This is a genomic window from Bradyrhizobium sp. LCT2, from assembly GCF_009931255.1.
In the GTDB taxonomy this organism is placed as follows: Bacteria; Pseudomonadota; Alphaproteobacteria; order Rhizobiales; family Xanthobacteraceae; genus Bradyrhizobium; species Bradyrhizobium diazoefficiens.
On record NZ_CP034432.1, the window covers coordinates 7,556,096 to 7,582,669 of the forward strand.

Genomic DNA, 26,574 nt, shown 5'->3' on the forward strand with positions numbered 1-26,574 from the left:
TTTACCCGGGCGATATCCCGCGCCCGCCGTCGCTCAATGCCCCTCGAACGTCATCAGCGTGCGCACCGGCACGTCCATGGCGCGCAGCTTGGCGGCGCCGCCGAGCTCGGGCAGGTCGATGATGAAGCAGGCGGCGACGACATTGGCGCCGATCTGGCGCAGCAGCTTCACCGCACCTTCCGCGGTGCCGCCGGTGGCGATGAGGTCGTCGACCAGGATGACGCGCTCGCCGGGCTGGATGGCGTCGACATGCATCTCCATCTCGTCGATGCCGTATTCCAGCGAATAGGCGATGCGCACAGTGGTGTGCGGCAGCTTGCCCTTCTTGCGGATCGGCACGAAGCCGGCGGAGAGCTGGTGCGCCACCGCGCCGCCGATGATGAAGCCCCGCGCCTCCATGCCGGCGACCTTGTCGATCTTGTTGCCGGCCCAGGGGTTCACGAGCTCGTCCACGGCGCGGCGGAATGCGCGCGCATCCGCGAGCAGGGTCGTGATGTCGCGGAACATGATCCCCGGCTTGGGATAGTCGGGAATGGTGCGAACGCTCGCCTTCAGGTCGTGGTCAAAGGTCATTGGTGCCTCTCAATCAACACGCGCATCCAGCCGGAACGCGTTCTCGACAATCCTCAAGCCCACCTCGCCGCCGAGCGACATCAGCGACTCCGGGTGGAATTGCACGCCCGCGACCGGCAGGGTCTTGTGCTCCAGCGCCATGGCGACGCCGTCCTCGGTGCTGGCGGTGACGGACAAAACCTCCGGCATGCTGTCGCGCTCGACATAGAGCGAGTGATAGCGGCCGATCACGATCTCGTTCGGCAGATTGCGCATCAGGCGGCCGCCGCGCACCTGCACCCGCGAGGGCCGGCCGTGGGCGGGATGCGTGAGCTGGCCGAGCTCGCCGCCGAAATATTCGCCGATCGCCTGCACGCCGAGGCAGACGCCGAACACCGGCAGCTTGTTCTCCAGCGCCGCATCGATCGTCTTCCTGATCCCGAAATCTTCGGGCCTGCCCGGGCCGGGCGACAGCACCAGCAAATCCCACCTCTTCTGCTTGAGCATGTCGAGCGCATGCACATAGCGGACCACGGTGACGCTGGCGCCGACCTGGCGGAAATAGTCGGCGAGCATGTGGACGAAGCTGTCGTCGTGGTCGATCAGCAGCACCCGCTTGCCGCTTCCGGTCGCATCGGGCGCAAAGGTCGAGAGCGGTTTTGGCGGATCGCCGCGCAGCGCCTGGAACAGCGCCGCCGCCTTGACCTGGCATTCGCGGTCCTCGGCAGCGGGATCGGAATCGAACAGGCAGGTGGCGCCGACGCGCACCTCGGCGAGACCATCCTTCATGCGGATGGTGCGGATGGTGAGGCCGGTATTGATGCTGCCGTCGAAATTCACCGCGCCGATCGCACCCGCATACCAGCGCCGCGGCGACCGCTCGTGATCCTCGACGAACTGCATCGCCCAGAGCTTCGGCGCACCTGTCACGGTGACGGCCCAGGCGTGGGTGAGGAAGGCATCGAGCGCGTCGAAGCCGGGACGCAGCATGCCCTCGACGTGGTCGACGGTGTGGAACAGTTTTGAGTAGGTCTCGATCTGCCGGCGCGCCAGCACCTTGATGGTGCCGGGGACGCAGACGCGCGCCTTGTCGTTGCGATCGACGTCGGTGCACATGTTGAGCTCGAACTCGTCCTTCTCCGAATTCAGGAGCTGGCGTATCTGCTCGGCATCGCCGATCGCATCGGTGCCGCGCGCGATGGTGCCCGAGATCGGGCAGGTCTCGACGCGGCGGCCGTCCGAACGCACGAACATCTCGGGCGAGGCGGAGACGAGAAACTCGCCGTCGCCGAGATTCATCAGCGCGCCGTAGGGCGACGGGTTGATGACACAGAGGCGCTGGAACACTTCCGCCGGAGAACGATCGCAGGGCTCGGCGAACAGCTGGCCCGGCACGGCCTCGAACAGATCGCCGCGGGCAAAGGCCGCGCGCGCGGTCTCGACGGTGGCCTGGTATTCGCCGGGCGCATGATCGGCAAAGCCCTGGCGCGGTGTCTTCATGTACGGGCTGTCGGCAGTCTCGCGCGGCAGGCCATCGGTGGATCTGCCCTTCCACGTGAAGTCGTAGCTGAGCACGACGCCGCGGCCGGTGGCGCGGTCATAGGCCAGCAGGCGATCGGGAACGTAGAGCACGATGTCGCGCTGGTCGCTCTCGCGCGCGCGCTTCTGCACGAGATCCTCGATCTGGAACACGAGGTCGTAGGCGAAGGCTCCGAACAGGCCGAGCAGCCCGTCGTCATTGGCGGAGAAGGCGGCGACGAGGTCGCGCACCAGCGACATCACGCTGGCGCGCCGGGTGCGTTGGTCTTCCTCGACCGGGGCATCGCCGCGGATGATGTGGCCGGCGAGGCGCGAAGCGGTCTTCTCCGAGATCACCACGCAGGGCTCGCGCAGGACGTCGGCAAGGAAGGCGATCAGGACCCGGCCGCGCTCGTTCAGCGCTTCCAGCTTGAAATTGACGCCCGTGGTCTCGAGCTTGAGCGGCGGATCGGAGAAGCCGAGGTCAAAACTCTCGTAGCGGCCCGGCACGGTCGTGCCCGACGACAGCACCACGCCGCGGCGGCGGTCGAGCAGGTTGACGAGATCGTCGAGCCGGCTCGCGCCGCCGGTAAACTGCTCCGCCACGCGCGTGATCGCGAGACCGCTGCGGGTCACGTAATCGCTTCTGGCCGGGAGGGCAAAGACTGTCCTGTTCATGTCGTCCTCTTACGAAACTTGCCGAGGGAACGCCACACAGGACAAACGATCAGGCCGCCGCACTGCGTGGGCGACCTTCGACGATTTTGGGAAAAGAAATCGCACCGGCCACCTCTTAGGAGGTGCGCCACCAAAGACGGGCTGGGCGGACGGCGGTGCTCATGGGCGGATACTCACCATGGCGCGGGGACGGCGTCAAGGGCGGCCGGGCGGCCTCGATCACCAAAATGGCGCGGATCGCGTTGCGGCTTATGCCTGGATCTCCAGGCTGTCGCGCCCCACAGCCGCCTCCGCGGCATGTCGTTCGATTTCGGCCCGCCTGACCGTGAGCGCGGGCCTGCCGTCAGGTCCGATCATGTTGGCGCGGTCGCCCAAGGTTTCAATCAAAACGCAGGTCTTTCCTGTGACCGCATGCCATGCCGCCCGGTCGTCGCTCACGTCCAACGCCGTGATCATCGCGGTCGGATCCAGACCCGACTTCCGCAACAGCAGGTCGATGGCTTCGGCTGCAAGGTTTTGCTCGGCGATCCTCGAGAAATTCCGGATCGCGTCAGCCCCCACAACAGATAGCCGCCCGCCCACCAGTGATGGCGGAAAGCTCTTCAAAATTTCATGCATTTCCGCAGGCTTCGGGCTCTGGCTGCCCGGGCCGTACTCATAAAGTTGTCCACCCGCATCCTCATAAACGCAGAGTCGCGCGCCCTTGTCTGTCTTAACGCCGAAGGCCATGCATTGCTGCCCTTCCACCTCCATACTGCTTCCTGCAAGAACCATGAGCTTGAGCTCTGGCTCGGGCGCCACCGCCCCGCATGCTGCGGCGACCGTGATTTGCAAGCGGTCAGTCATCTGGAAGCGGATCTGGCGAACGCCTCGCCAGATCCGTCGCTGCGACAGATGCGGATTAAGTTGCGCAAGCCGCTGGATTTCGGATGCGTATTGCTGCTTGGCTACGGCGCGCAATTCGGGCCAGTTCGCGATCCACCGGGCTGCCAGCTGCGTCATTGGTTGCTGTCGTTCGGCCTCATAGAAGCGACGGTCAAGCGCATCGAGCGGCGCGGCGCGCTCTCCGAAGCCGTTTTGCAGTGCAGCCTCGCCGGGATTGGCTTTCACCCAGTCCATCATTTCCTGCAGGATCTGGTGTTGCGCGGCCGCTCCCATAGCCTTCAGTCCAGCGAGCGCATCGCCAGATGTCGTCGGCAGCATCGCAACGCCCGTGTTACCGATGAACTGACTGTGACCGCCGTTGTTGACCTGAGCGAGATAGTAGTCGGCGTGATAGGCCTGCATGGCCACAGCCGGCAGTTCACGTCCCTTGTAGACGCCGACGCGTTGAATTTCATTGACGTAGTAGACCACCGCCTCGGTCAGGTAGTCAGCCTTCTCAGGTGCTTGAGCCGCCTCCAGCGCATCGAGAGACACGACAACTGTTGTTAACCGGCTTCCTTCGATCATTACGCCTCCCACGTTCACCATGGCGAAACGCCATGCAACTACGGCTTATAGTTGCAAAAGGCAATTGCAGTCGTGGTCCAGCAAGAGACGTTAGTTGGCTCGCGCCGCAGGCCGCCCCCGTTACCCCAGATGCTTCCGGAAGAACTCCGTCGCCCTGCCCCAGGCGAGCTCGGCGGCTTCGCGGTCGTGCACGGCCTGGCGCTGCTCGTTGACGAAGGCGTGCTCGGCGTCATAGCGGAACAGCTCCAGCGACTTGCCGGCGGCCTTCATGGCCTTTTCGAAGCCGTTGACCAGCTCCGGCGTGCACCAATCGTCCTTGTTGGCGAAATGGGCCTGGAGCGGAATCTTGACGTCGGCGGGCTTGGCCGCTTGCTCCGGCGGAATGCCGTAGAACACGACGCCGGCCGCAAGCTCCGGGATCTTGGTCGCGCCGATGATGGTGACGGCGCCGCCGAGGCAGAAGCCTGTCAGCCCGACCTTGGCGCCGTTGCGCGACAGATATTGCGTGGCGCCGCGCACGGTCTGCGTGGTGGCGTCCATGAAGTCGAGCGAGTTCATTTCCTTGTTGGCGCTCTCCATGTCGTGATACGGCACCACCTTGCCCTTGTAGAGGTCGGGCGCGAGCGCGTCGAAGCCGGCCAGCGCAAAGCGGTCGCACAGGCCCTTGATCTGGTCCGACAGCCCCCACCATTCCTGGATCACGACCACGCCCGGCGCGTTGCCGCGCGCGGCATTGGCGAGATAGCCCGATGCGTCCTTGCCGTCCGGGCGCTTGAAGGTGATGGCGGTTCCCATGGTGTCCTCCGGTGAGTTTCTGAGGGAGCGGTTGGCGGCATTTTGGCCGCTGGGGGCGCGCGGCGCAATCCACAGTCCCGTCATTCCGGGGCGCACGAAGTGCGAACCCGGAATCTCGAGATTCCGGGCTCGGTGCTTACGCATCGCCCCGGAATGACGGCAACAAAAAAGCCCCCTAGCGGGGGCCTTTTCATTCTCGTCTCACGCCGCTCAGTGCGAGTCGGCCCAGACCTTCTTCTTGGTGAAGTACATCAGGCCGGCGAAGATGATCAGGAACACGAACACCTGGAAGCCCAGGCGCTTGCGCGCTTCCATGTGCGGCTCGGCGGTCCACATCAGGAACGTGGTGACGTCCTTGGAATATTGCGCGACCGTGGCCGGCGAGCCGTCGTCATAGGTCACCTGGCCGTCGCTGAGCGGCTTCGGCATCTTGATGGCGTGGCCCGGGAAGTACTTGTTGTAGTAGGAGCCCTCCGGAATGGTCACACCCTCCGGCACCTTCTCCTCAAAACCCTGGAGCACCGCCGAGACGTAGTCCGGGCCCTGCTCCTGGTACTGGGTGAAGAAGTCGAAGATGAACCAGGGGAAGCCGCGGCCGTAGGAGCGCGCCTTGGTGATCAGCGACAGGTCGGGCGGCGCCGCACCGCCGTTCGCCGCACGGGCTGCCTGCTCGTTCGGAAATGGCGAGGGGAAGTAGTCGGCCGGCCGGCCCGGGCGCTCGAACATGTCACCGGCATCGTTCGGACCGTCCTTGATCTTGTAATCCGACGCGAACGCCGCCACCTGCGCCACCGAATAGCTGGGGCCGCCGGCTTCCGCGAGGTTGCGGAAGGCGATGTAGGACAGGCCGTGGCAGCTGGCGCAGACTTCCTTGTAGACCTTCAGGCCGCGCTGGAGCGCGCCGCGGTCGAACTTGCCGAAGGGACCGGCGAACGACCATTTGTTGCCCGGCGGCTTGTCGCTGCCTTCGTTGGCGCGCGCGTCCTGCAAGCTGCCGAGGAACAGCGCGCCGGCGGCGACGAGCGCGATGGCGAACGAGGCCACCGCCTTGCCGCCCTTGGCGAGGATCGCCTCCGAGATCGAGTTCGGCACCGGCCGCGGCGTCTCGATGCGCGAGAGCAGCGGCAGCACGATCAGGAAATAGGCGAAGTAGCAGACCGTCAGGACCCGGCCGGCGATCACGTAGATGCCTTCCGGCGGCTGCGCACCGAGATAGCCGAGCAGGATGCAGACCGCGACGAAGATCCAGAAGAACTGCTTGGCCAGCGGACGGTACTTCGACGACCTGGTCTTCGCGGCATCGAGCCAGGGCAGGAAGCACAGGATGATGATCGCCGAGAACATCCCGATCACGCCCGCGAGCTTGTTCGGGATCGAGCGCAGGATCGCGTAGAACGGCAGGTAATACCATTCCGGCACGATGTGCGGCGGCGTCACGCCCGGGTTAGCCGGAATGTAGTTGTCGGCGTCGCCGAGATAGTTCGGCATGTAGAAGATGAACCAGGCGTAGAGCAGCAGGAAGCAGGCGACACCGAACATGTCCTTGATGGTGGCATGCGGCGTGAACGGCACCGTGTCCTTTTCCGATTTCGGCTCGACGCCCTCAGGATTATTCTGGCCGGCGACATGCAGCGCCCAGACGTGGAGCACGACGACGCCCGCGATCAGGAACGGCAGCAGATAATGCAGCGAGAAGAAGCGGTTCAGCGTCGGATTGCCGACCGAATAGCCGCCCCACAGCAGCGTCACGATGCTCTCGCCGAAATAGGGAATGGCGGAGAACAGGTTGGTGATGACGGTGGCGCCCCAGAAGCTCATCTGGCCCCAGGGGAGCACGTAGCCCATGAAGCCGGTCGCCATCATCAGGAGGTAGATGATGACGCCGAGGATCCACAGCACCTCACGCGGCTCCTTGTAGGAACCGTAATATAGGCCGCGCAGCATGTGGACGTAGACCGCGAAGAAGAACATCGACGCGCCACAGGCATGCATGTTGCGCAGCAGCCAGCCGTAGTTGACGTCGCGGACGATCAGCTCGACCGACTTGAAGGCGAGATCGGCATGCGGCGTGTAGTGCATCGCCAGGATCACGCCGGTCAGGATCTGCATCCCCAGCATGAAGGAGAGGATGGCGCCGAACGTCCACCAGTAGTTCAGATTGCGCGGAGTGGGGTAGGCGACGAAGGAGGAGTGCATGAGGCCGAGGATCGGCAGGCGCCGCTCGATCCATTGCAGGGCCGGATTGCTCGGCTGGTAGTCGGATGGTCCGCTCATGATGCGATCCTGAGGAAATAATACGACGAGACGGCGCGAAGCTTCGGACGAGGGTCCGAAGCTCAGCCGATCTGGATTTTGGTGTCGGAAACGAACTGGTACGGCGGCACCGGCAGGTTCGCGGGCGCGGGCCCCTGACGGATGCGGCCGGACGAATCGTACTGCGAACCATGGCAGGGGCAGAAGAACCCGTCGTAGTTGCCCTCATGAGCGATCGGGATGCAGCCGAGATGGGTGCAGATACCGATCACGACCAGCCACTGCTCATGGCCGGACTTGACCCGGGCCTCGTCGCTCTGCGGATCGGGCAGGCTCGCCACGTTGACGGCGCGCGCCTCGTCGATCTGCTTCTTGGTGCGGTGGCTGATGTAGATCGGCTTGCCGCGCCAGAATACCTTGATGTCCTGGCCCTCGGCGATCGGGCTGAGATCGACCTCGATCGGCGCACCGGCCGCGATGGTCGAGGCATCAGGATTCATTTGGGAGATGAAGGGCCAGAGCGCAGCTGCGCCCCCTACTGCTGCAGCTGCCCCCGTTGCAACGAATAAGAAATCACGGCGTGTCGGATGGTCCGCCGAAGACGCTGTCGTCACGATTCCAACCCTTTCTTCTTATGCTACCGGTGGAACCGCTCCGGGGGCCCCCAAGGTCCCCAGAACTGGCTGCCGGCGCCCGCGACCCCCCGCGGCGGCAGAACTTCGCTTGTCCCCGCCAAAACAAGCGAAAACAGCAGTCCAGAATCGTTCTATTGGCACCCTTGCCGGGCGAGCGCAAGCCCGCTAACGGCGGGGAAGCGTGCAATGCACGAATTCCGCGGCCAGCGATGTTTTATTGAGACATTTCCGGCCCACAACCAACCCGCCGCCGCCCATGCAGATAGCGCTCTTCCAGCCCGACATCCCCCAGAACACCGGCACGATTCTCAGGCTCTGCGCCTGCCTGGGGCTGGCCGCCCACATCATCGAACCGGCAGGGTTCCCGGTCTCCGACCGGCATTTCCGCCGGGCGGGAATGGATTACCTCGACCAAGTCAGCATCACCCGCCATGTCTCCTGGCCGCAATTCGAGGAGTGGCGCGCGGCACAGGGCTGCCGGCTGCTGCTGTTCACCACGAAGGCTGCCACCGACTACCGCGATTTCCGTTACCAGACGTCGGACATCCTGCTATTCGGGCGCGAGAGCGCCGGCGTCACCGACGCGGTGGTCGAGGCCGCGGATGCGCGGCTGGTGATCCCGATCGCCCCGGGACTGCGGTCGCTCAATGTCGCCATGACCGCGGCGATGGCCGCAGGCGAGGCGCTGCGGCAGATCCGGAACCCGCAAGGTTGATATGTTGAGGAGAGACCATTGAGTTACGCGGTCAAGGAAATCTTCCTGACCCTGCAAGGCGAAGGCGCCCATGCCGGGCGCGCGTCCGTGTTCTGCCGCTTTGCCGGCTGCAATTTGTGGAGCGGGCGCGAGGCCGACCGTCAGGACGCGACCTGCAAGTTCTGCGACACCGATTTCGTCGGCACCGACGGCACGCTCGGCGGCCGCTACGCGTCGGCCGTGGAGCTCGCCGACACCATCGCGGCGCAATGGACCGCCTCCAACGACAACCGCTACGTGGTGCTCACCGGCGGCGAGCCGCTGCTCCAGGTCGACGACGCGCTGATCGATGCGCTGCATGCGCGAGGCTTCGAGATCGGCGTCGAGACCAACGGCACGATTGCCGCACCGGATGGCCTCGACTGGATCTGCGTCAGCCCCAAGGGCGGCAGCGAGCTGGTGCTGCGCCGCGGCCACGAGCTGAAGCTGGTCTATCCGCAGGCGCTCGCCGCGCCGGAAACCTTCGAGGGCCTCGCCTTCGAGCGTTTCTCGCTGCAGCCGATGGACGGGCCCGAGGTTGCCGAGAACACCGCGCGCGCGATCGACTACTGCCTGCGCCATCCGCAATGGCGGCTGAGCGTGCAGACGCATAAATCGCTCGGCATCAGATAGGATTGGTTTTCGAACAGATGTGGGAATTGACGAAATCGTTCCGCTTCGAGGCGGCGCATTCGCTGTCGGGAACGACCTTTGGCGCAGCCAGCGAAGAGATCCACGGCCACTCCTTCCGCGCCGAGGTGACTGTGCGCGGCACGCCCGACCCTGAGACCGGCATGGTGGTCGATCTCGGCCTGCTCCAGCGCGCCATCGAGGATGTGCGCCTGACGCTCGACCACAAGTTCCTCAACAAGATCGAGGCGCTGGGCAAGCCGACGCTGGAAAACCTGTCGCGCTTCGTCTGGGAGCGGCTACAGCATATCGGCAAGCTCACCCGCGTCAGCATCCATCGCGACAGTTGCAACGAGAGCTGCACCTATTACGGTCCGCAAGGTTAGATTTCGTAGGGTGGGCAAAGCGTAGCGTGCCCACCAATCAAGACAAATGGTGATAGATGGTGGGCACGGCGCAAGGGCGCCTTTGCCCACCCTACGGCAGGTCCGTTCGGGAATTGAATATGGACGTTTCGACAATCGAAGACCGCAAGACGCGCGCCCGCGCCTGGTTCGAAGCTTTGCGCGACGACATCTGCGCGAGCTTCGAGCGGCTGGAGGACGACGCCCCGCAAGGCCTCTATCCGGGCGAGGCTGGCCGCTTCACGCGGACGCCCTGGCAGCGCACCGATCATAGCGGTGCGGCCGGCGGCGGCGGTGTGATGTCGATGATGTCGGGCCGGCTGTTCGAGAAGGTCGGCGTGCATTGCTCGACCGTGCACGGCGAGTTCGCGCCCGAGTTTCGCGCTCAGATTCCGGGCGCGGCGGACGATCCGCGGTTCTGGGCCTCCGGCATCTCGCTGATCGCGCACTTACGCAATCCGCACGTGCCCGCCGTGCACATGAACACGCGCTTCGTCGTCACCACCAAGGCCTGGTTCGGCGGCGGCGCCGATCTCACGCCGGTGCTGGATCGCCGGCGCACGCAGGACGACGCCGACAGCATCGCCTTCCACGCCGCGATGAAAGAGGCCTGCGTGCAGCCGAACGGCGTTGCCGATTACGACAAGTACAAGAAATGGTGCGACGAGTATTTCTACCTGCCGCACCGCAAAGAGGCGCGCGGCATCGGCGGCATCTTCTATGACTGGCACGACAGCGGCGACTGGGACGCCGACCTCGCCTTCACCCAGGACGTCGGCCGCGCCTTCCTGAAGATCTACCCTGATATCGTAAGGCGCAATTTCGCGAGCGCCTGGACCGCTGCCGACCGCGAGGAGCAACTGATCCGGCGCGGCCGCTATGTCGAGTTCAACCTGCTCTACGACCGCGGCACCATCTTCGGGCTCAAGACCGGCGGCAATGTAGATTCGATCTTGTCGTCGCTGCCGCCGGAGGTGAAATGGCCATGACCATCGTGAGGCCCCTCCCCCGCGCCATGCTGATCGACATGGACGACACCATCCTGTCGGCCTATGGCCGGCCCGAGATCGCCTGGAACACGATCGCGAACGAGTTCGCCGAGGAGCTTGCGCCGCTGCCGCCGCGAGAGGTCGCGACCGCGGTCCTGGCTTTCGCGCGAAACTTCTGGGCCAATGCGGAAGCCGCCTGGCGGATGAAGCTCGCCGAGGCCCGGCACCTCACGGTCAAGGGCGGCTTCGCCGCGCTCGCGGCCGCCGGCCACCGCGCCCTGCCAGATGATCTCGCCGTCCGCCTCGCCGACCGCTTCACCGCCTATCGCGAGGAGGAGATGTTCGTCTTCCCCGGCGCGCATGAGGCGATCGACAAGTTGAAGGCGCTCGGCATCAAGCTCGCACTGGTGACCAACGGCGCCGCCGACACCCAGCGCGCCAAGGTCGAGCGCTTCGAGCTCGCGCACCGCTTCCACCACATCCAGATCGAGGGCGAGCACGGCTTCGGCAAGCCGGAGGAGCGCGCCTATCTGCACGCGATGGAGACCCTCGGCGTCGCCGCTGATGACACCTGGATGATCGGCGACAACCTCGAATGGGAAGTCGTGACGCCGCAGCGCCTCGGCATCTATTCGATCTGGATCGACGTGCATGGCGACGGCCTGCCCGAAGGCTCGACCGTGAGGCCCGATCGCATCATCCGCTCGCTGACCGAGCTGGTGCCGGACCGGTCATAACCAGGGCGCGAAACAAAAACTCGAAAAACAACCCCATGCACAGTAGCCGGCTGCAGCAAAATCAACGGCTTACGGATTTTACGAAACCGTTTGACCCGTCGGGCGAAACAGGCGCATGATGCCATCATCGCGGCGCATGGGACGGACAAGCCCCTGCGCAACCCATCGCGCAGGCGCCCTTGCCTCCGTCATGGTCCCGCTCCCGGCTTGAAGCTCCGTCGTCGGCGTTTCAGCAGCCTTGGCAGCGGATGCGCGCTGCCGCAGCACATCCACTGATCCCGCAGTCCGTGATCGGCGTGTCATGCCGGCTTGCTAGCCTCTCAAGTCAATCAACCCGAAAGGACCATCCATGGAACTGAAAGCCGGCGATATCGTCATGCTCAAATCCGGCGGCCAGCCGCTGACCGTCGCGGAAGTCAAAGGCGACGACGTAATCTGCCTCTGGATGGGCGTGGAAGGCGACCTGTTTCGCGAGACGCTGCCGCTCGCCGTGCTCGAACACCTCGAAGAGGTGGACGAGGATGAAGAAGAGGACGACGAAGACGAGGAATAGGCGCGGCTAAGGCCGCGTCCTCATGAGATCGGAGCGCTCGGCTCCGGCGCGTCTATGTCCGCTTCTGCGCCAGAAGCGGACATAGAACTGGATATTCAACATCTCCCCAAGCCTCCTCCAAGGCGTAGTTCACCTTGTCCGCTGAGGCTGGATTGCGCGTCTTGAGAGGCGCCAGACATCGTCAGACCGTCTTGTTACGCTATTCGGCGGGCGCGGCTTGTCCTCGAGCAGCAGCGGGCTGTAGATCTGCTCGATGCATGGATGCCGCCATGAACAAAACAGTTCGAGTTCTAGGCAGCGCCGTCAGCCTGATGCGCTACTGCCAAGCGTCGCGCCTAATTCGATCGGTCGCGGTGACCTGCGCGAAAACCGAACAATCGAAATCCGCGACAGAACGGCCGCCTCAAATCGTTCGAGCTGACCTCTGAGTCGAAGTGCAAGTTTCTCGACGAGGTGCCAAGAGGCGACAGCAACGCCAAAGGCAATTGGCAGGCTGATCAGGACGTTCAGATACCAATACTGAACCGATGGGCCGAACGCTGCTATGCACTGCTGGATGACGAATCCATAGAGGTACATCCCGTAGGAGTAGTCGCCGGACGACACGATCCAGCTCCGCCGCGGATTCATGAGGCCCAGATAACACGCGACATAGGCAGCGGGCGCGGCAAAAATCGCGTCGCAGCGTCCACTGGCCATGCCGGCAGTGCAAAGCAGAAGCGCGAACAGACACGTCGCCCGATTGAAGGGTACCCTGTCGCGCCAGAGGTAGAAGCCGACACCTAGAAGGAAGCAGAACACAAGAAGGTGCGGACGAAGGTGAATGAACAGTTCGTTCCAATGGTAGATATCGTAGCAGGCGAGCCCGAGCTGGGCGAACACGAGGAACCCAAGGTATAGCACCCTGTTGAAGCAAATCGTGGTCACAGCAAGAAGCGCCAGGATGACGTAGCACCACAGCTCATACGGTACCGTCCAAAGCTGAGCATTCACCAGATCAGGCACCGGATTGTGAAGAAATACGCCCGGGAGTTCAAAGTGGATGTCGCCGACGATGTTGAGAAAATAGACATGGAACTTCGAGTCCGCGAAGTACTGAGCCAATGGCATCGCGGTGAAGATCGGGCCGATGATGATGGCTGAGAGCATCGTCTCGACCACGAGCGCGGGCGCAATGCGAAGCACGCGCAGGCCGATAAATGAAATCAGGCTCTTGCACCTCAATAAGCTAGCCGTCACCAGAAACCCGCTCAAGGCGAAGAAGAGCGCAAGGATCATTGCGTTCAGCATGCGAAGATGGCCGACTATTTCCATCGCCCGATCGAGCCCAAGGGTGACGTTCGCGCTGTGCAGGCAGATAATCGTAGCCGCCAGCACAATCCGCATGTAGTCGAAACCAGCGGGCCGACTGCGCGAAAGAGCCAGCTGATCAGCCAGGCTGAACATGGTTGTGCTTCTCAAGGAAACACCGCAAGACCGCACGCCCAAGCGGCGATCGACCAACAGCACTTCACGGACCGCTGACGGGACGCGTGGCGTATTCCGAGCACACCTGAACCCGCGATCTGCACATCTTCCGACGTTCCAATGCGGAGGAGCGACCCTACTATGGCTCGCGCGTAGGCCGACCCACTGAACATTCCAAATTCCCAATTGCGACGGCAGACTGCAACTTCGCGCTACCTTTTGGCGGTTCTAGCATGCGCATCGTTAGGTTGCATTGTGATATAAATACTATCGTTTCTATTGGTGAAGAATTTGTTCCTAGTGTTGCTGGGGACCTTCCCGATATGCAACCGCACTCGCGAAGCCGGCTTAGGCGCGAGGCTGGTGGCACTCATGATCCGCCCCGACGAGCAAGCTGCGCTGATCGCTGCCGTGATGACGATCGCGAAGGTTGACACTGCGACCCCGGCGAGGATGTCGACCAGATAGTGGCCTCCCCCCAGCGGCGTCGCGACGATCATCAAGACATTCCAGGGAACGATGGCCAGCCTGAGCCAGCGCAGCGGCCAGAACGACCACATGTAGAGGATTGCCGATGCCGCGTGGAAGCTCGGAAACGTAAGGACGCCTACAAGACCCGGCAGATGCAGCTTCTGGAGCAGCCCCGCGCGCACGAGCGGCGCGTCGCGCAAGGTGTCATAGTAGCCCGAAGGTTCGAAGTAGGAGAAATCGGAGGCTTGCAATTCGAGCACATGGTAGACCCCGATGGCCGGGACGAAGACTGAGATGAAGGTTGTTGCGAGGAGGGCAAGGAAGTACGCGCATAGCGCCTCCGCAGCGCGCCGGTAGCATCCCGCCAGGGGAAGAACGAGAACCAGCAGGATCATCTGGAGCGTAATGGAAGTGTAAGATCGTGCCAGGACCGGGATCAATTCCGGGTGACGATTTATGAAATTGAGGAAACTCCTGAAGTCGAACCCCAGCGCGCGATCCCAAGCCAGCAAACGGGCGTCTTGGAGCGGAAAGCCGATGGAAGTGGCCACATAGGTCAACGTGAGCAGAACCGGGATGGCCAGGGTTATCTGCGCCGACGCCGTGAGACAGAGAAAAACCCTGGGATTTGCTCTGGCGTCCGATCGGGCGTTACGCAGACCGGTCCACCAATACAGCGCCGCCAGCGCGAACGCGACGAGATAGCCTGACGGCTCGATATAGAACTGCGTCGCGACGAGCCAAGCCACCACGATGCCTGCGGTACTGGCTAGAACTCGCCAATTGAACTGCAGCAACCTCCAAGCGGCCGTAACTTCGTCATCGGCACGCTTGCACGAGGGCAACTGCTGCTCGAAGCGCGCAGCCGGCATCGCTGCAGCGAGCCCGCCGTGTACCGTATTGCCGATTTCCCCGTGCTTACCAAGTCGGTGACCGCAACCTTCCTCGAGGACGGGTCGTGACGCAAAAAGCACGCTTGCGGGCCGCATTGCCGAATTCCGATTTACATGCGTAGAACTACGGTTCAACAAGTTAAGGTTGCATGAATCCTGACAGGAAAGATTCTTTATCCGCGGATGCCGATTGAAAAAATGTCGGGAGCAAACGGGCTCCAGCGAATGGTCGATGATGAGAAATCATGTCCGTTCAATCGCCCCCTCGTCGATCTACGATAAACGGACGGTTCTGCTAATGAAGATCGCGGCGATCGATCCACACGATGGCTAGAGCGTCAGCTTCGGGCGAGAACTAATCGTTCGCGACGCCCGATCCGACCGGCATGGATGAGCCAGGCCGTTGCGGCGATAGCTCCGCATGCCACGGCAACGCCGCCAATAATGTCCACGGCATAATGTGCGCCGCAGAGGGGCGTGCCGGCGATAAGAAGAAGATTCAACGGCACTAAAAGAAAACGTAAGATGCGGATTGGCCAAAGAGCCCACATGAATAGAATGGCATTCGCCGTGTGAAAGCTCGGGAAAGAGATAAGCCCCTCCAAGGAACGAAAGTCGATGACGCAGAGCGTTCCGTTGCGAAGACCTTCGAGGGTCGGGAAATAGCTATGCCCGCCATCCGGCAGGGTTGAGAGTTCGGTAGGAGCCCTATCCACATAGATCATTGCATTCGCGGCCGGGATGCAGCATCCAATGGCGGCAGTAGCCGTCACGGCAACTGCAAATGCGACGATGTACAACTGCAATCGATCATAGCGCCGGGTCAGAACGGCGGCGACCAACACCAAGATATTTTGTTGCATCATGGAGTTGTAGGCGAACGAAAGAGCGCTGACGAGCCCGTCGTGCCTTCTCAAAAAAGCGAGATAATTGGCGCGATCAAATCCAAGCCATCGATCTATGGCGTGAAGTTCCACGTCGCGGTAAGGCAGTGGCACTGTGGATGCGGCGTAGCTCAGCGCGATTCCCATGAGGACCACAACAACGAGCTGACCAAAGCAGGTGAGAATACGCGCGGCCTCCGCATTTGGCCGAACGAAGCTGAAATAGATTGTGAGAAATGCGTACAGGCTCATTAGCACGAGGGCATCGGCTGACAGGTCAACGCTGAAACTCAAGCCGACAAGGCTCAGCGCGAGCGCCGCCAAAAGCGCAATTGCTAGGGTGGCTTGCCACGTGACGGTTGACAGCAATCTGTCATCCCCGATTGACCGATAGCGCATCTCCCGCAGCCCCACCTTTGGTTGTGCAACTGAAGATTGCCGCTATTTGCAAATGAATTCCTAATGTGTACCGGTCGAAAATGAATTCCTAATGCGTGTTGGTCGAATAGCTGACTGCCTAGGACGGTCAATAAAATGATAACCGCCATGGTCAACGCAGGAGTTCCAAATAGGAGCACGCTCTCCTCCTCGTGGAGTGGTCTCAAATCTGCTGGGCGCTCCGAGGTCGCAGGGGGCCACGAGCCGGAGCCGACAGCAATCGACGACCTGCAGTGTTCCGGCTTGCAACTCGGAGGGCATAAGCAGCAATCAGTCTGACGTAGCGAAGCATGCTGTGGCGACGCAGCGATCTCAATCGCCTCATCGGCGCCAACGTCCGCTTCGGGGTCATAAGCCGCCGATGACGGCTGAGCCGGGCGACTTCCGGTTAGGTCGGAAAGCCGACGTCGGAGCTTGATCTAGCGCAAAGCGCTGAGGCGACTTGGGGCTAAGCTTTCAAAAGCTTCTCAATCGGTCACCTTGTGGATCGCACCAATGATCATTGAGCGCTTAAGCCAAGAGCACCGCAACATTGAGAAACTGCTCGCCATCCTCGAGCGGGAACTTGAGGTTTTCGACCGCGGCGACCGCCCCGACTATGAGGTTATTGGCGCGGTTATCAGCTACTTCGAACTTTACCCGGAGGTTTACCACCACCCTCAGGAAGACCTGGTCTTCGCCAAGTTGCAAATTCGCGATCCGGCCGCGGCTGCGAAGGTCGGTGATCTCGCCCGCGAACACCAGAAAGGGGCCGAACTCTTGCGCCGCGTCGCTCATGCGGTCGACAACGTTCTTGCCGACCGCGAACTGCTTCGGCAGGACGTGGATGCCATCGTTCGCGATTTCATCGAGCACGAGCGGCGCCATATCATGAAGGAAGATCGCGATTTCTTTCCCGCCGCCCTGAAGGCTCTCGAGCCTGAGGATTGGACGGAGATCGCCTCGGCCATGACCAATCCTGAGGATCCGCTGTTCAGCGAGGCCGCCGAAGAGACGTTCGACGCGTTACGGGCGCGCATCCTGCAGTTGGAACAGGAAGCCGAAGCCGAACGGCACTAGTCAAGCTCATCCGCATGCGCTGATTGGACTCAATGTCCCATCGCTGCCAGTCACTTCCGGCGTACCAGACGGGCCGGCCCGTCCACGAGTGTGGGGTTGGGCTTGGGGCCGTCCAATCGCGTACCGCCCTATTTTGTGCTACCTAGTCGAACAAAAGGTAGCAGGAGGAAGCCAACGATGACTGACGATCAAGTCAATCGCGTCGTTCAGCACCTTTGCGAGCAATTGCACCTGGCGCTCCGATTGAAGGACAGCGAGGCACATCCACCAAACGCCAAGGATATTGGATTTGATCCCGCCTCGGTAAGAACTGTCTTGCTGACCGGGTTGCGTTCGGCGGGCGTCACGATCAACCACGAGGCAGCCGCGGCGGGCGAAGAGCCGCCGTGGTCCTGAACGCAAAACGCGAGACAGCAGCTCGCTGCCGATATCTGAGTTGGGTCAAAAGCCGCCGATGGCGGTTATGCCTGGCGATTTCCGGTTTGGGCGCGAAACCTGACGTTCCTGGGCACACGCCCTGGCCCGTCTCGTCATTCCGGGGCGCGCGCCGCGCGAGCCCGGAATCCATCGGGCTGCAGCGTCGATGGATGAATGGATTCCGGGCTCGCGCCAAGAGGCGCGCCCCGGAATGACGATGGGGCCAATATCCGCGGTCCAGGCGCGAATGCCGCGTGGATCACCTACGCGACGAGCTGCCGCGCCGCCGCCGAGATCATCACCAGCCCGCCGGTGATCACCGCGACATCGAGGATCGCGGTGTGGATGTTCACCGGCATCCGCTCGACGAAGGCTTTGGCGAGGAACGCGCCGGGGATCGCGATCGCCCCGATCAGCAGTGCGAAGGCGAGCACCTGCGCATTCACGGCGCCGGCGAGGCCGAACACCGAGATCTTGATCAGGCCGGTGCCGAGCGAGATCATCGCATCGGTCGCGATCACGGCGGCGCCTTCGAGGCCCGCGGCCATCAAGAGCGAGAGCAGGATCACGCCGGAGCCCGAGGTGCCGCCGACCAGCACGCCGTAGCCGACCGAGCCTGCGGCAAGGCCGGTGTCGCCGATCCTGACCTGGCGGCGGCGGAGCACGCGGCGCAGCGGCACGCTCAGGATCAGCATGGAGCCGATCACGAGCGCGGCGCCCGCATTGGTGAGGCGCGTATAGCCGTAGGCGCCGAGCGCGGTCGTCAGCGCCGCGCAGGCCAGCACGATCAGCGCGCGACGGCGGTCGGCATAGCGGACATAGGCGAGCGCACGGCTCGAATTGGTGAAGATCGCGGAGATCGCGATGATCGGCACCACGGGCTCGGCGCCGACGAGGGGCACCAGCACCAGCGGCATCAGCGCGCCGGTGCCGTAGCCGGCGAGACCACCGATGATCGAAGCAAACAACGCCATCAACGCGACCAGCAGAAGCTGAAAGATCGAGATGTCGGCGAAGCCCGAGACGATGGTCACGTTTTCCGTTCGCGGCTGACGCGTGCCGCAGCTTGATCTGCGATGGAAGCGAGCGCGGCTTCCTCTAGTGGAAAATCCGCCGCAAGCCAAGCGTCCTCGGCGAGCGTCAACACATGTCCGAGCGCGGGCCCTTCCGCCATCCCGCGCGCGATGAAGTCGGCGGCGCGGAGCGGAAATTTCGGCGCAGTCCAGCGCTGCGGCAGCTCGGCGAGTTCGCGCCAGCGCGACGAATGCACGTCGCCCGCCGCCCGCGCCCAGCCGAGCAACACGCGATCGTGATAGCGCTCCGCACCGAGCCGGTAGAGCAGCCGCCGTGCATTGGCCTCGTCCTTGGCGGCAAACCGCCACCAGCGGTGCCCCATCGAATCCAGCGCCTTGGCCTCGGCATTGGAGAGCCGCAGGCGCGTGGCGACGCGCTTGGCGTCTTCCGTCACGGCCACCGTCAGCGCGGCCAGGCGCCGGGTGACGCTCGCCGGCAGGCCAAGCTCGCGCTCGATCGCGACCATGCTCGCCAGCGGCCCGGTATAGGCGACGCCGCCGATCAGCGCCTGCAGCAATCCGCCCTCGGCCATGGCCAGCACGGCGGCGGACGCACCGCCGGCCACCAGCAGCTTCAGCATCTCCATGCGCACCCGCTCGGCCGACAGGCTGGCAAGGCCCCCACGTCCCCGGATGCAGGCGAGATAGCCGTCGCGGTCGGGCTCGCCGGCGCCGAAGGCGGCGTGGATGCGGAAGAAGCGCAGGATGCGCAGATAATCCTCGGCGATGCGCTGGTCGGGGTCGCCGATGAAGCGCACGCGGCGCGCTCTGGCGTCCGCGATCCCGCCGACATGGTCGTACACGACACCGGTCGCATCGACCGACAGGCCGTTCATGGTGAAGTCGCGCCGCTCGGCATCCTTCACCCAGTCGCGGCCGAACGCGACCTTGGCCTTGCGGCCGAAGGTTTCGGTATCCTCGCGCAGGGTCGTGACTTCGTAGGGATGCCCGTCGATGACCAGCGTGACGGTGCCGTGGTCGATGCCGGTCGGCACGCTCTTGATGCCGGCGGCTTTGGCGCGCCGCACCACCTCCTCCGGCCGCGCCGTGGTCGCGATGTCGATGTCGCCGGGCACAAGACCGAGCAGCGCGTTGCGCACCGCGCCGCCGACCACCCGCGCCTCCTCGCCATCCGCATCGAGCAATTGCAGGACGCGCGCGGTGCCGCCGGAGATCAGCCATGGCGCATCGGCGAGGATCGGCTCCGCGCTCATCGGCAGGCCCCTATTTTTCCGTGCCCGGCACGAACTTGCCGTTCTCGATATGGGCGGGAACGTAAGTCGACTCCGGGCCGGCGCCGGAGAATTGCGCCAGGCCGATCAGACCCGCGATCACAAGCACGATCGCCATGAGGGCAAGGCGAGCGACGATGGTGACCGGCCAGGACGATTGCACGAACAGGCCGGACCGGCTGGCGGCCAGGAACAACGCATAGACGGCAAAGGGAACGAGGAAAATTCCGATCTCGGTCAGAACCGTCCGGATCATGATGAGTAGATCCGCTCATACAGCACACGCAGCATTCCGGCGGTTGCACCCCAGATGTAACGTTCCGCGAACGGCATCGCATAGTAGAAGCGCTCCATGCCGCGGAATTCCTTGCTGTGCATCTGGTGGTTCGCCGGATTCATCAGGAAGGATAGCGGCACCTCGAACGCATCATCAACCTCGGAATGGTTGATCGTGAGCGCAAAGCCGGGCCGGACCCTCGCGACCGTCGGCAGGATGCGGAAGCCGAAGGCGGTGCCGTAGAGATCGAGATAGCCGATCGGCTCGACGAAGTCTCTGGACAGCCCGACCTCCTCCTCGGCCTCGCGCAGTGCCGCATCGAGCGGCGAGGTGTCGGTCGCGTCGATCTTGCCGCCGGGAAAGGCGATCTGGCCGGCGTGGTCGTTGAGATGCGCCGAGCGCTGCGTCAGCAGGACGGTCGGCTCGGGATGGTCCACCACCGCGATCAGGACCGCCGCCGGCCGCACCGGCTGCTCGCGCGCGACGATTTCCAGCATCTTGTCGGTCCCGGGATCGCCCGAGGCCGGAATGATGTTCGGATCGTAGAGGCCGGGCGGCACGTCGAAGCCGAGCCTCGCCCTGGAACGGGTAAAGAAATCCGCCGCGCCAAGCGCGACGGGATCACTTTTCAGGATAGGCTTGTTCAAAGCGCGGCCCTCACCTCGTCCGCATCGGCCATGGCGAAGAATTCGCCGGCCGATTCGACGCCGAACATCGGCTGGCCATCGACCATCCGCTCCTCGCCCATGTCAACCAGATCGTAATAGAGCGCGCGGGTCACCTTGGCCCAGAGATCGGCGCGGACGTGCAGATAGGGCGTCAGGCCGCCGTCCACTGCCTGCTCGAAGCGCAGCCGGTGCGCGGCATCGCAGGTGACCCAGTCGTCGACATTGGTGCGGAAGCGCAGCACGCGATGGTTGTCCTCGCCGTCCTCTTGCATTTCGACCGCCATGAACGGCGCGTCGTCGACGCGGATGCCGACCTTCTCCACCGGCGTCACGAGGAAATGCTTGTCGCCCTCGCGCTTCAGGATGGTCGAGAACAGGCGGACCAGCGCGTGACGCCCGATTGGCGTCCCCATGTAGAACCAAGTACCATCGGACGCGATTCGGATATCGAGATCGCCGCAAAACGGCGGATTCCATAGATGCACCGGAGGCAGGCCCTTTTTGGCGCCTTCGGCACTGGCAGCAGTTTTGGCGGCGGCCGTCAGCCCCTCAAGACCGCGATCGGCGCTCTGCCCTTGGTTCGCCATGGTTTGCCCTGACTTTGTCCTTTGGCACGATTGGTGCAGGTCTACGCTGTCCATCGGCGAACGGTTCCACCCCGGATTAGTCCGGTGTGGAGGTCGCCACTTCGTGATGCCCTACATACCCTTAAGCCGATAAGGTGGGGATAGGTTAATTCAACGAATACATGGCCTTCCTGCAAGTCTAGCATAGGGGCCATGACTTGGTTTGACGTCTTCGCTTGAAGTGAAGATTTGATGCATCTGACCTGATGCGATGACATGACGACGCGAGCGAGCCGCGCGGCAGGCTGAAGGAGCTAACGGATGGCGGAGAGTGTCGAGAAACTCGAGGATGGAATCGTCCGCTCGGCCGAGCAGGTATCGAGCCAGATTCGGGCGGCAAAGGACGCGATCGCGTCCGTCATCTTCGGCCAGGACCGCGTGATCGAGAACACGCTGGTCACCATCCTCTCCGGCGGCCATGCGCTGCTGATCGGCGTGCCGGGCCTTGCCAAGACCAAGCTGGTCGAGACGCTCGGCGTCACGCTCGGTCTCGACGCCAAGCGCATCCAGTTCACGCCCGATTTGATGCCGTCGGACATCCTCGGCGCCGAGGTGCTTGACGAGAGCACCGCGGGCAAGCGTTCCTTCCGCTTCATCGCAGGTCCGGTGTTCGCGCAGCTCCTGATGGCCGACGAGATCAACCGCGCCAGCCCGCGCACGCAGTCGGCGCTGCTCCAGGCGATGCAGGAGCAGCACATCACCGTTGCCGGCGCGCGGCACGATTTGCCGAAGCCGTTCCACGTGCTCGCGACCCAGAACCCGCTGGAGCAGGAAGGCACCTATCCGCTGCCCGAAGCGCAGCTCGACCGCTTCCTGATGGAGATCGACGTCGACTATCCCGATCGCGACGCCGAGCGCCGCATCCTGTTCGAGACCACCGGCGCCGAGGAGACGCTGGCGAAGGGATCGATGACCGCGGATGCGCTGATCACCGCGCAGCGGCTGATCCGGCGCCTGCCGGTCGGCGATTCCGTGGTCGAGGCGATCCTGTCGCTGGTGCGCTCGGCCCGTCCGGGTCCGGACAGCGGCGAGACCGGCAAGTTCATCGCCTGGGGCCCCGGCCCGCGCGCCAGCCAATCCCTGATGCTGGCGGTGCGCGCCCGTGCGCTGATCGACGGACGGCTCGCGCCCTCGGTCGACGACGTGCTCGACCTCGCCGAACCCATTCTGAAGCACCGCATGGCGCTGACCTTCCAGGCGCGCGCCGAGGGGCGCACGATTCCGGACGTGATCCGGCAGTTGAAAACACGGATCGGTTGATGGCCGCCGAGAACGGGCACACAGCGAAGGAGATCATCGCGATCCGACGTGCCGATGGCGAAAGCCGCACGCTCGCAGCTTCCTTGCCGCGCCTGGTGCTCGAAGCCCGCCGCGTCGCCGCCAACGTCATCCACGGCCTGCACGGAAGGCGCCGCGCCGGCTCCGGCGAAAATTTCTGGCAATACCGCCGCTTCGTCTCCGGCGAGCCGTCGCAGAACGTGGACTGGCGGCGCTCGGCGCGCGACGACCATCTCTATGTCCGCGAGCTCGAATGGGAAGCCTCGCACACGGTCTGGATCTGGCCCGACCGCTCGCCGTCGATGGCGTTTGCCTCGAAGACCGCGCGCGAGTCCAAGCTCGAACGCACGCTGATCGTCGCCTTTGCGCTGGCCGAACTGCTGGTCTCCGGCGGCGAGCGCGTCGGCATTCCCGGGCTGATGGCGCCGACCGCGAGCCGCAGCGTCATCGACAAGATGGCGCAGGCGATGCTGCATGACGATGCCGACCGGCTGAGCCTGCCGCCCTCCTTCGTTCCTTCCGCGCTCGCCGAGATCATCGTGCTGTCGGATTTCTGGTCGCCGATCGCCGAGATCAGGACGACGCTCGCAGGGCTCTCCGGCTCCGGTGCGCATGGCACGATGGTGCAGGTCGTCGATCCCGCCGAGGAGTCGTTCCCCTATTCCGGCCGCGTCGAGTTCGTCGAGCCGGAAGGTTTTGGCGTGATCACCGCCGGCCGCGCCGAAAGCTGGGCGCAGGACTACACCGCGCGGCTCGCGCTGCACCGCGACCAGATCCGCGCCGAGACCTCGAAGCTCGACTGGCTGTTCACGACCCACGCGACCGACCGCTCCGCCGCCGAGCTGCTGCTGTTCCTGCATGCCGGCATGCAGGTGAGCAAGTCGGGCGCCCGCACCACCTCCATCAAAGCGGGGCCGGCCGCATGATGGGATTGCCGCTCGCCTTCACCGAACCGCTGCTCCTGATCGGCCTCGTCAGCCTGCCGGTGCTGTGGTGGCTCTTGCGCGTGATGCCGCCGCGGCCGCGCCGGATCGAGTTTCCGCCGACGCGCCTGCTGTTCGACATCGCGCCAAGGGAAGAGACGCCTTCGCGGACGCCGTGGTGGCTGACTGCGCTGCGGCTTTTGGCTGCGGCCCTCGTAATATTCGCCGCCGCCGGCCCGATCTGGAATCCGCAGACCGGGCTTGCCGGCAGCAAGGCGCCGCTGATGATCATGTTCGACGACGGCTGGAGCGCGGCCTCGAACTGGGACGTCAGGATCAGGGCCGCCGACGAGCTGATCGCCAACGCCGACAACGACCGCCGCGCCATCGCGCTGGTGCCGCTGTCCGAGCCGAACCGCGACATCACCCTGATGCCGGCGGGCGCGGCGCGCGTCGCGCTGCGCCAGCTGGTACCAAAGCCCTATTCGATCGAGCGCGTCGAAACCCTCGCAGCGGTCGATCGCTTCCTCAAGGCCACCGGCGACTGCGAGATCGCCTGGCTGTCGGATGGCGTCGATACCGGCCGCGGCGAGGAATTCGTGCTGGCCCTCGGCAAGACCATCGGCGACCGCAGCCTGACCATCTTCGAAGGCGGCACCTCCTCGCCGCTGGCGCTGGTCGCGGCCGAGAACGCCGCCGCCAGGATGACGGTGAAGGTGCTGCGCACCGACAGCGGCATCGCCGTCGGCACCGTGCGCGCGCTGGACCAAAAGGCATCGCCGATCGGCGAAGCCCGTTATTCGTTCGGCCCGCAGGACAAGGAGACCGAGGCCGCGTTCGACCTGCCGGTCGAGCTGCGCAACGACATCACGCGGCTCGAGATATCGGGCGAGCGCTCCGCCGGCGCGGTGCAGCTGCTCGACAAGCGCTGGCGCCGCCGCGCCATCGGCATCGTCTCGGGCTCGACCAGCGAGACCGCGCAGCCGCTGCTGGCGCCGACCTTCTACCTCACCCGCGCGCTGGCGCCGTTCGCCGACGTGCGGCTCGCCGACAAGGGCTCGCCGCAGCAGGGCATCACCCAGTTCCTCGACCAGAAGCTGCCGATGATCATCCTCGCCGATGTCGGCACCATCGCGCCTGAAATCCGCGAGCGTCTCAATGCCTGGATCGACCAGGGCGGCGTGCTGGTGCGGTTCGCCGGGCCCCGCCTGGCGCAGGCCGAAGACGATCTCGTGCCGGTCAAGCTGCGCAAGGGCGGCCGCACGCTCGGCGGCAGCCTGACCTGGGAGAAGCCGCAGCACCTCGCCGCCTTCGCGGCCGACGGTCCGTTTGCCGGCGTCGTGGTCCCCAAGGACGTCACCGTGAGCCGCCAGGTCCTGGCCGAGCCTGATGCCGTGCTCGCCACCAAGAGCTGGGCGTCGCTGGAAGACGGCACCCCGCTGGTGACCGGCGAGCATCGCGGCAAGGGCGTCGTCAGCCTGTTCCACGTCAGCGCCGACATGCGCTGGTCGGATCTGCCGATGTCGGGCATCTTCGTCGAAATGCTGCGGCGGGTCGTCGACATGTCGGGCTACACCACCAAGCCCGGCGCCGGCGTTGCCAGCGAGGCGACCACCGAGACGGTGGCGCCGCTGCACATGCTCGACGGCTTCGGCGCCTTCGGTCCGCCGCCGGCCACGGCAAAGCCGCTTCCGGCCGATTATCGCGACCGCGCCACACCCGATCATCCGCCGGGCTTCTATGGTCCTGCAGAAGGACCGCTCGCCGTGAACACGCTTGCTAGCGCCGACCGCATCGCAGCCCTGAACACCGCGAGCCTGCGCGCCCGGCACGCCACCTACACCAATGCCGAGCCGCGCGACTTGCGCGGCTGGCTGCTGTCGACGGCGCTCGCTCTGTTCCTGATCGACGCCATCATCGTCGCGGTGCTCGGCGGCGGCCTCGCCGCGCTGCTGCGCCGCCGCGCCGCACCCGCAATGATCCTGCTCGGCATCGCGCTTGCGGGCCTCTCCGCACTGCCGCCGACGCCCGCGCGCGCCGACAGCGCCGCGGACGAGTTCGCGATGAAGGCGGTGTCGCAGACCCGCCTCGCCTATGTCGTGACCGGCAATGCCGACGTCGATTCCATCGTCAAGGCCGGCCTGACCGGGCTGACGCTGTTCCTGGCGCAGCGCACCGCGCTCGAGGCCGGCGATCCCGTCGGCATCGATCCCGCGCGCGACGAACTTGCCTTCTTCCCGCTGATCTACTGGCCGATCGTGCCCGGCGCGCCCAAGCCGCCGCAGGACGCCATCAACAAGATCGACGCCTACATGAAGCAGGGCGGCACCGTGCTGTTCGACACCCGCGACGCGATCGAGGCGCCGCCCGGCGACAACGGCGCCTCGCAGACGCCGGGCATGCGGGCGCTGCGCGAGATCCTGTCCTCACTCGACGTGCCCGAGCTCGAGCCGGTGCCGCGCGAGCACGTGCTGACCAAGACCTTCTATTTGCTGCGCGACTTCCCAGGCCGCTTCAACTCCGGCCAGACCTGGGTCGAGACCCTGCCGCGCGAGGACGACGACGAGAGCGCGCAGCGTCCGGCGCGCGGCGGCGACGGCGTCTCGCCGATCATCATCACCTCGAACGACCTTGCCGGCGCCTGGGCCGTGCGCCCCGACGGCCAGTACATGCTGCCGGTGACCGGCGGCGACACCCGCCAGCGCGAATTCGCCTATCGTGCCGGCGCCAACATCGTGATGTACACGCTGACCGGCAACTACAAGGCCGACCAGGTGCACGCACCGGCCCTGATCGAACGGTTGGGGCAATAGAGATGCGCGTGACGAGCTTGAGCCACACGCCCCGTCATTCCGGGATGGTCCGAAGGACCAGACCGCAGGTGCGCACTGCGCACCGGGGAATCTCGAGATTCCGGATTCGATGCTTCACGTCGCTCC

25 protein-coding genes are annotated in these 26,574 nt (G+C 64.4%); 11 read left to right on the forward strand and 14 right to left on the reverse strand.

The window, feature by feature from the left end; all coding sequences use genetic code 11:
- Window positions 1–33 precede the first annotated feature (33 nt).
- The 6 genes from EI171_RS35780 to petA form a co-directional block, all read right to left on the reverse strand.
- Entirely contained in the window at window positions 34–573 is a 540-nt protein-coding gene (locus EI171_RS35780; RefSeq protein ID WP_011085277.1) for an adenine phosphoribosyltransferase, read from the reverse strand.
- 9 nt (window positions 574–582) lie between these two features.
- Window positions 583–2,748, reverse strand: coding sequence for an anthranilate synthase component I (locus EI171_RS35785; protein WP_161536095.1), 2,166 nt, complete (start codon window positions 2,746–2,748; stop codon window positions 583–585).
- A gap of 249 nt (window positions 2,749–2,997) precedes the next feature.
- A complete protein-coding gene (locus EI171_RS35790; protein WP_246740333.1) occupies window positions 2,998–4,200 on the reverse strand; it encodes a DUF4375 domain-containing protein in 1,203 nt (400 codons plus the stop codon).
- A 120-nt stretch (window positions 4,201–4,320) separates the two neighbouring features.
- On the reverse strand, window positions 4,321–4,995 hold the full coding sequence (locus tag EI171_RS35795) for a dienelactone hydrolase family protein (RefSeq protein ID WP_011085274.1): 675 nt from the start codon (window positions 4,993–4,995) through the stop codon (window positions 4,321–4,323).
- Between the two features lie 210 nt (window positions 4,996–5,205).
- Entirely contained in the window at window positions 5,206–7,269 is a 2,064-nt protein-coding gene (fbcH, locus tag EI171_RS35800; RefSeq protein WP_161536097.1) for a cytochrome b/c1, read from the reverse strand.
- 62 nt (window positions 7,270–7,331) lie between these two features.
- On the reverse strand, window positions 7,332–7,862 hold the full coding sequence (gene petA, locus EI171_RS35805; protein ID WP_011085272.1) for a ubiquinol-cytochrome c reductase iron-sulfur subunit: 531 nt from the start codon (window positions 7,860–7,862) through the stop codon (window positions 7,332–7,334).
- Window positions 7,863–8,139: 277 nt separating this feature from the next.
- Here petA and EI171_RS35810 point away from each other — a divergent pair, with 277 nt between their 5' ends.
- The 6 genes from EI171_RS35810 (at window position 8,140) to EI171_RS35835 (ending at window position 11,929) form a co-directional block, all read left to right on the forward strand.
- Window positions 8,140–8,598 carry a tRNA (cytidine(34)-2'-O)-methyltransferase gene (locus tag EI171_RS35810; protein WP_011085271.1) on the forward strand — a complete coding sequence of 153 codons (459 nt, stop codon included), beginning with the start codon at window positions 8,140–8,142 and terminating at the stop codon, window positions 8,596–8,598.
- A gap of 18 nt (window positions 8,599–8,616) precedes the next feature.
- The gene (gene queE / locus EI171_RS35815; RefSeq protein WP_011085270.1) at window positions 8,617–9,249 is read left to right on the forward strand and encodes a 7-carboxy-7-deazaguanine synthase; all 633 of its coding nucleotides are present in this window, start codon (window positions 8,617–8,619) and stop codon (window positions 9,247–9,249) included.
- Window positions 9,250–9,266: 17 nt separating this feature from the next.
- Window positions 9,267–9,632 carry a 6-carboxytetrahydropterin synthase gene (locus tag EI171_RS35820; RefSeq protein ID WP_011085269.1) on the forward strand — a complete coding sequence of 122 codons (366 nt, stop codon included), beginning with the start codon at window positions 9,267–9,269 and terminating at the stop codon, window positions 9,630–9,632.
- A 119-nt stretch (window positions 9,633–9,751) separates the two neighbouring features.
- A complete protein-coding gene (gene hemF / locus EI171_RS35825) occupies window positions 9,752–10,639 on the forward strand; it encodes an oxygen-dependent coproporphyrinogen oxidase (protein WP_028175030.1) in 888 nt (295 codons plus the stop codon).
- Window positions 10,630–11,376 (forward strand): HAD family hydrolase, encoded by a 747-nt coding sequence (locus EI171_RS35830; protein WP_202633046.1) that lies wholly within the window; start codon window positions 10,630–10,632, stop codon window positions 11,374–11,376. Before hemF ends, EI171_RS35830 begins: the two co-directional genes overlap by 10 nt.
- Window positions 11,377–11,725: 349 nt before the next feature.
- Window positions 11,726–11,929 (forward strand): YodC family protein, encoded by a 204-nt coding sequence (locus tag EI171_RS35835; RefSeq protein ID WP_161536098.1) that lies wholly within the window; start codon window positions 11,726–11,728, stop codon window positions 11,927–11,929.
- Between the two features lie 303 nt (window positions 11,930–12,232).
- Here EI171_RS35835 and EI171_RS35840 read toward each other — a convergent pair whose 3' ends face one another.
- The 3 genes from EI171_RS35840 to EI171_RS35850 all read right to left on the reverse strand — a co-directional run bounded on the left by EI171_RS35840 (window position 12,233) and on the right by EI171_RS35850 (window position 16,013).
- Window positions 12,233–13,375, reverse strand: coding sequence for an acyltransferase (locus EI171_RS35840; RefSeq protein WP_161536099.1), 1,143 nt, complete (start codon window positions 13,373–13,375; stop codon window positions 12,233–12,235).
- 233 nt (window positions 13,376–13,608) lie between these two features.
- Window positions 13,609–14,856, reverse strand: a complete 1,248-nt coding sequence (locus tag EI171_RS35845) for a phosphatase PAP2 family protein (RefSeq protein ID WP_161536100.1) — start codon at window positions 14,854–14,856, stop codon at window positions 13,609–13,611.
- A gap of 242 nt (window positions 14,857–15,098) precedes the next feature.
- Window positions 15,099–16,013, reverse strand: a complete 915-nt coding sequence (locus EI171_RS35850) for a phosphatase PAP2 family protein (RefSeq protein ID WP_161536101.1) — start codon at window positions 16,011–16,013, stop codon at window positions 15,099–15,101.
- A gap of 564 nt (window positions 16,014–16,577) precedes the next feature.
- Between EI171_RS35850 and EI171_RS35855 the strand changes: the two genes are divergently transcribed.
- Both EI171_RS35855 and EI171_RS35860 read left to right on the forward strand, forming a co-directional pair.
- Window positions 16,578–17,141: a hemerythrin domain-containing protein gene (locus tag EI171_RS35855; RefSeq protein WP_011085258.1), complete on the forward strand. Its 564-nt coding sequence runs from the start codon at window positions 16,578–16,580 to the stop codon at window positions 17,139–17,141.
- A gap of 177 nt (window positions 17,142–17,318) precedes the next feature.
- Entirely contained in the window at window positions 17,319–17,537 is a 219-nt protein-coding gene (locus tag EI171_RS35860) for a hypothetical protein (RefSeq protein ID WP_039183971.1), read from the forward strand.
- Between the two features lie 284 nt (window positions 17,538–17,821).
- On the opposite strand, the gene EI171_RS35865 is transcribed toward EI171_RS35860, so the two are convergent.
- From EI171_RS35865 to EI171_RS35885, 5 genes are read right to left on the reverse strand one after another with little or no spacing between them, the layout of a single operon-like run.
- Complete coding sequence (locus tag EI171_RS35865; RefSeq protein ID WP_060910835.1) at window positions 17,822–18,592, reverse strand: sulfite exporter TauE/SafE family protein; 771 nt, start codon at window positions 18,590–18,592, stop codon at window positions 17,822–17,824.
- Window positions 18,589–19,845: a CCA tRNA nucleotidyltransferase gene (locus tag EI171_RS35870; RefSeq protein ID WP_161536102.1), complete on the reverse strand. Its 1,257-nt coding sequence runs from the start codon at window positions 19,843–19,845 to the stop codon at window positions 18,589–18,591. The genes EI171_RS35865 and EI171_RS35870 overlap by 4 nt, the downstream gene beginning before the upstream one ends.
- A 10-nt stretch (window positions 19,846–19,855) precedes the next feature.
- The gene (locus tag EI171_RS35875; RefSeq protein ID WP_011085255.1) at window positions 19,856–20,119 is read right to left on the reverse strand and encodes a DUF6111 family protein; all 264 of its coding nucleotides are present in this window, start codon (window positions 20,117–20,119) and stop codon (window positions 19,856–19,858) included.
- Complete coding sequence (locus tag EI171_RS35880; protein ID WP_028175033.1) at window positions 20,116–20,787, reverse strand: CoA pyrophosphatase; 672 nt, start codon at window positions 20,785–20,787, stop codon at window positions 20,116–20,118. Before EI171_RS35880 ends, EI171_RS35875 begins: the two co-directional genes overlap by 4 nt.
- Window positions 20,784–21,395 carry a DUF1285 domain-containing protein gene (locus tag EI171_RS35885; protein ID WP_161536103.1) on the reverse strand — a complete coding sequence of 204 codons (612 nt, stop codon included), beginning with the start codon at window positions 21,393–21,395 and terminating at the stop codon, window positions 20,784–20,786. Before EI171_RS35885 ends, EI171_RS35880 begins: the two co-directional genes overlap by 4 nt.
- Before the next feature lie 300 nt (window positions 21,396–21,695).
- On the opposite strand from EI171_RS35885, the gene EI171_RS35890 reads away from it, so the two are divergent.
- Genes EI171_RS35890 through EI171_RS35900 form a run of 3 tightly spaced genes read left to right on the forward strand, consistent with a single transcriptional unit; the run spans window position 21,696 to window position 26,448 of the window.
- Complete coding sequence (locus EI171_RS35890) at window positions 21,696–22,694, forward strand: MoxR family ATPase (RefSeq protein ID WP_011085252.1); 999 nt, start codon at window positions 21,696–21,698, stop codon at window positions 22,692–22,694.
- A complete protein-coding gene (locus EI171_RS35895; protein WP_028175035.1) occupies window positions 22,694–23,638 on the forward strand; it encodes a DUF58 domain-containing protein in 945 nt (314 codons plus the stop codon). Before EI171_RS35890 ends, EI171_RS35895 begins: the two co-directional genes overlap by 1 nt.
- Window positions 23,635–26,448, forward strand: a complete 2,814-nt coding sequence (locus EI171_RS35900) for a DUF4159 domain-containing protein (protein WP_161536104.1) — start codon at window positions 23,635–23,637, stop codon at window positions 26,446–26,448. Before EI171_RS35895 ends, EI171_RS35900 begins: the two co-directional genes overlap by 4 nt.
- Window positions 26,449–26,574 lie beyond the last annotated feature (126 nt).

What these genes read in the sequence shown, in the direction of transcription:
- EI171_RS35785 (WP_161536095.1), bottom strand. Translation starts at nt 2,748, where the DNA reads ATGAACAGGACAGTCTTTGCCCTCCCGGCCAGAAGCGATTACGTGACC.
- EI171_RS35790 (WP_246740333.1), bottom strand. Translation starts at nt 4,200, where the DNA reads ATGATCGAAGGAAGCCGGTTAACAACAGTTGTCGTGTCTCTCGATGCG.
- EI171_RS35795 (WP_011085274.1), bottom strand. Translation starts at nt 4,995, where the DNA reads ATGGGAACCGCCATCACCTTCAAGCGCCCGGACGGCAAGGACGCATCG.
- EI171_RS35870 (WP_161536102.1), bottom strand. Translation starts at nt 19,845, where the DNA reads ATGAGCGCGGAGCCGATCCTCGCCGATGCGCCATGGCTGATCTCCGGC.
- EI171_RS35885 (WP_161536103.1), bottom strand. Translation starts at nt 21,395, where the DNA reads ATGGCGAACCAAGGGCAGAGCGCCGATCGCGGTCTTGAGGGGCTGACG.
- EI171_RS35830 (WP_202633046.1), top strand. Translation starts at nt 10,630, where the DNA reads ATGGCCATGACCATCGTGAGGCCCCTCCCCCGCGCCATGCTGATCGAC.
- EI171_RS35875 (WP_011085255.1), bottom strand. Translation starts at nt 20,119, where the DNA reads ATGATCCGGACGGTTCTGACCGAGATCGGAATTTTCCTCGTTCCCTTT.
- fbcH (WP_161536097.1), bottom strand. Translation starts at nt 7,269, where the DNA reads ATGAGCGGACCATCCGACTACCAGCCGAGCAATCCGGCCCTGCAATGG.
- EI171_RS35890 (WP_011085252.1), top strand. Translation starts at nt 21,696, where the DNA reads ATGGCGGAGAGTGTCGAGAAACTCGAGGATGGAATCGTCCGCTCGGCC.
- EI171_RS35855 (WP_011085258.1), top strand. Translation starts at nt 16,578, where the DNA reads ATGATCATTGAGCGCTTAAGCCAAGAGCACCGCAACATTGAGAAACTG.
- EI171_RS35845 (WP_161536100.1), bottom strand. Translation starts at nt 14,856, where the DNA reads ATGCGGCCCGCAAGCGTGCTTTTTGCGTCACGACCCGTCCTCGAGGAA.
- EI171_RS35900 (WP_161536104.1), top strand. Translation starts at nt 23,635, where the DNA reads ATGATGGGATTGCCGCTCGCCTTCACCGAACCGCTGCTCCTGATCGGC.
- EI171_RS35835 (WP_161536098.1), top strand. Translation starts at nt 11,726, where the DNA reads ATGGAACTGAAAGCCGGCGATATCGTCATGCTCAAATCCGGCGGCCAG.
- EI171_RS35810 (WP_011085271.1), top strand. Translation starts at nt 8,140, where the DNA reads ATGCAGATAGCGCTCTTCCAGCCCGACATCCCCCAGAACACCGGCACG.
- EI171_RS35840 (WP_161536099.1), bottom strand. Translation starts at nt 13,375, where the DNA reads ATGTTCAGCCTGGCTGATCAGCTGGCTCTTTCGCGCAGTCGGCCCGCT.
- EI171_RS35820 (WP_011085269.1), top strand. Translation starts at nt 9,267, where the DNA reads ATGTGGGAATTGACGAAATCGTTCCGCTTCGAGGCGGCGCATTCGCTG.
- EI171_RS35780 (WP_011085277.1), bottom strand. Translation starts at nt 573, where the DNA reads ATGACCTTTGACCACGACCTGAAGGCGAGCGTTCGCACCATTCCCGAC.
- EI171_RS35860 (WP_039183971.1), top strand. Translation starts at nt 17,319, where the DNA reads ATGACTGACGATCAAGTCAATCGCGTCGTTCAGCACCTTTGCGAGCAA.
- hemF (WP_028175030.1), top strand. Translation starts at nt 9,752, where the DNA reads ATGGACGTTTCGACAATCGAAGACCGCAAGACGCGCGCCCGCGCCTGG.
- EI171_RS35895 (WP_028175035.1), top strand. Translation starts at nt 22,694, where the DNA reads ATGGCCGCCGAGAACGGGCACACAGCGAAGGAGATCATCGCGATCCGA.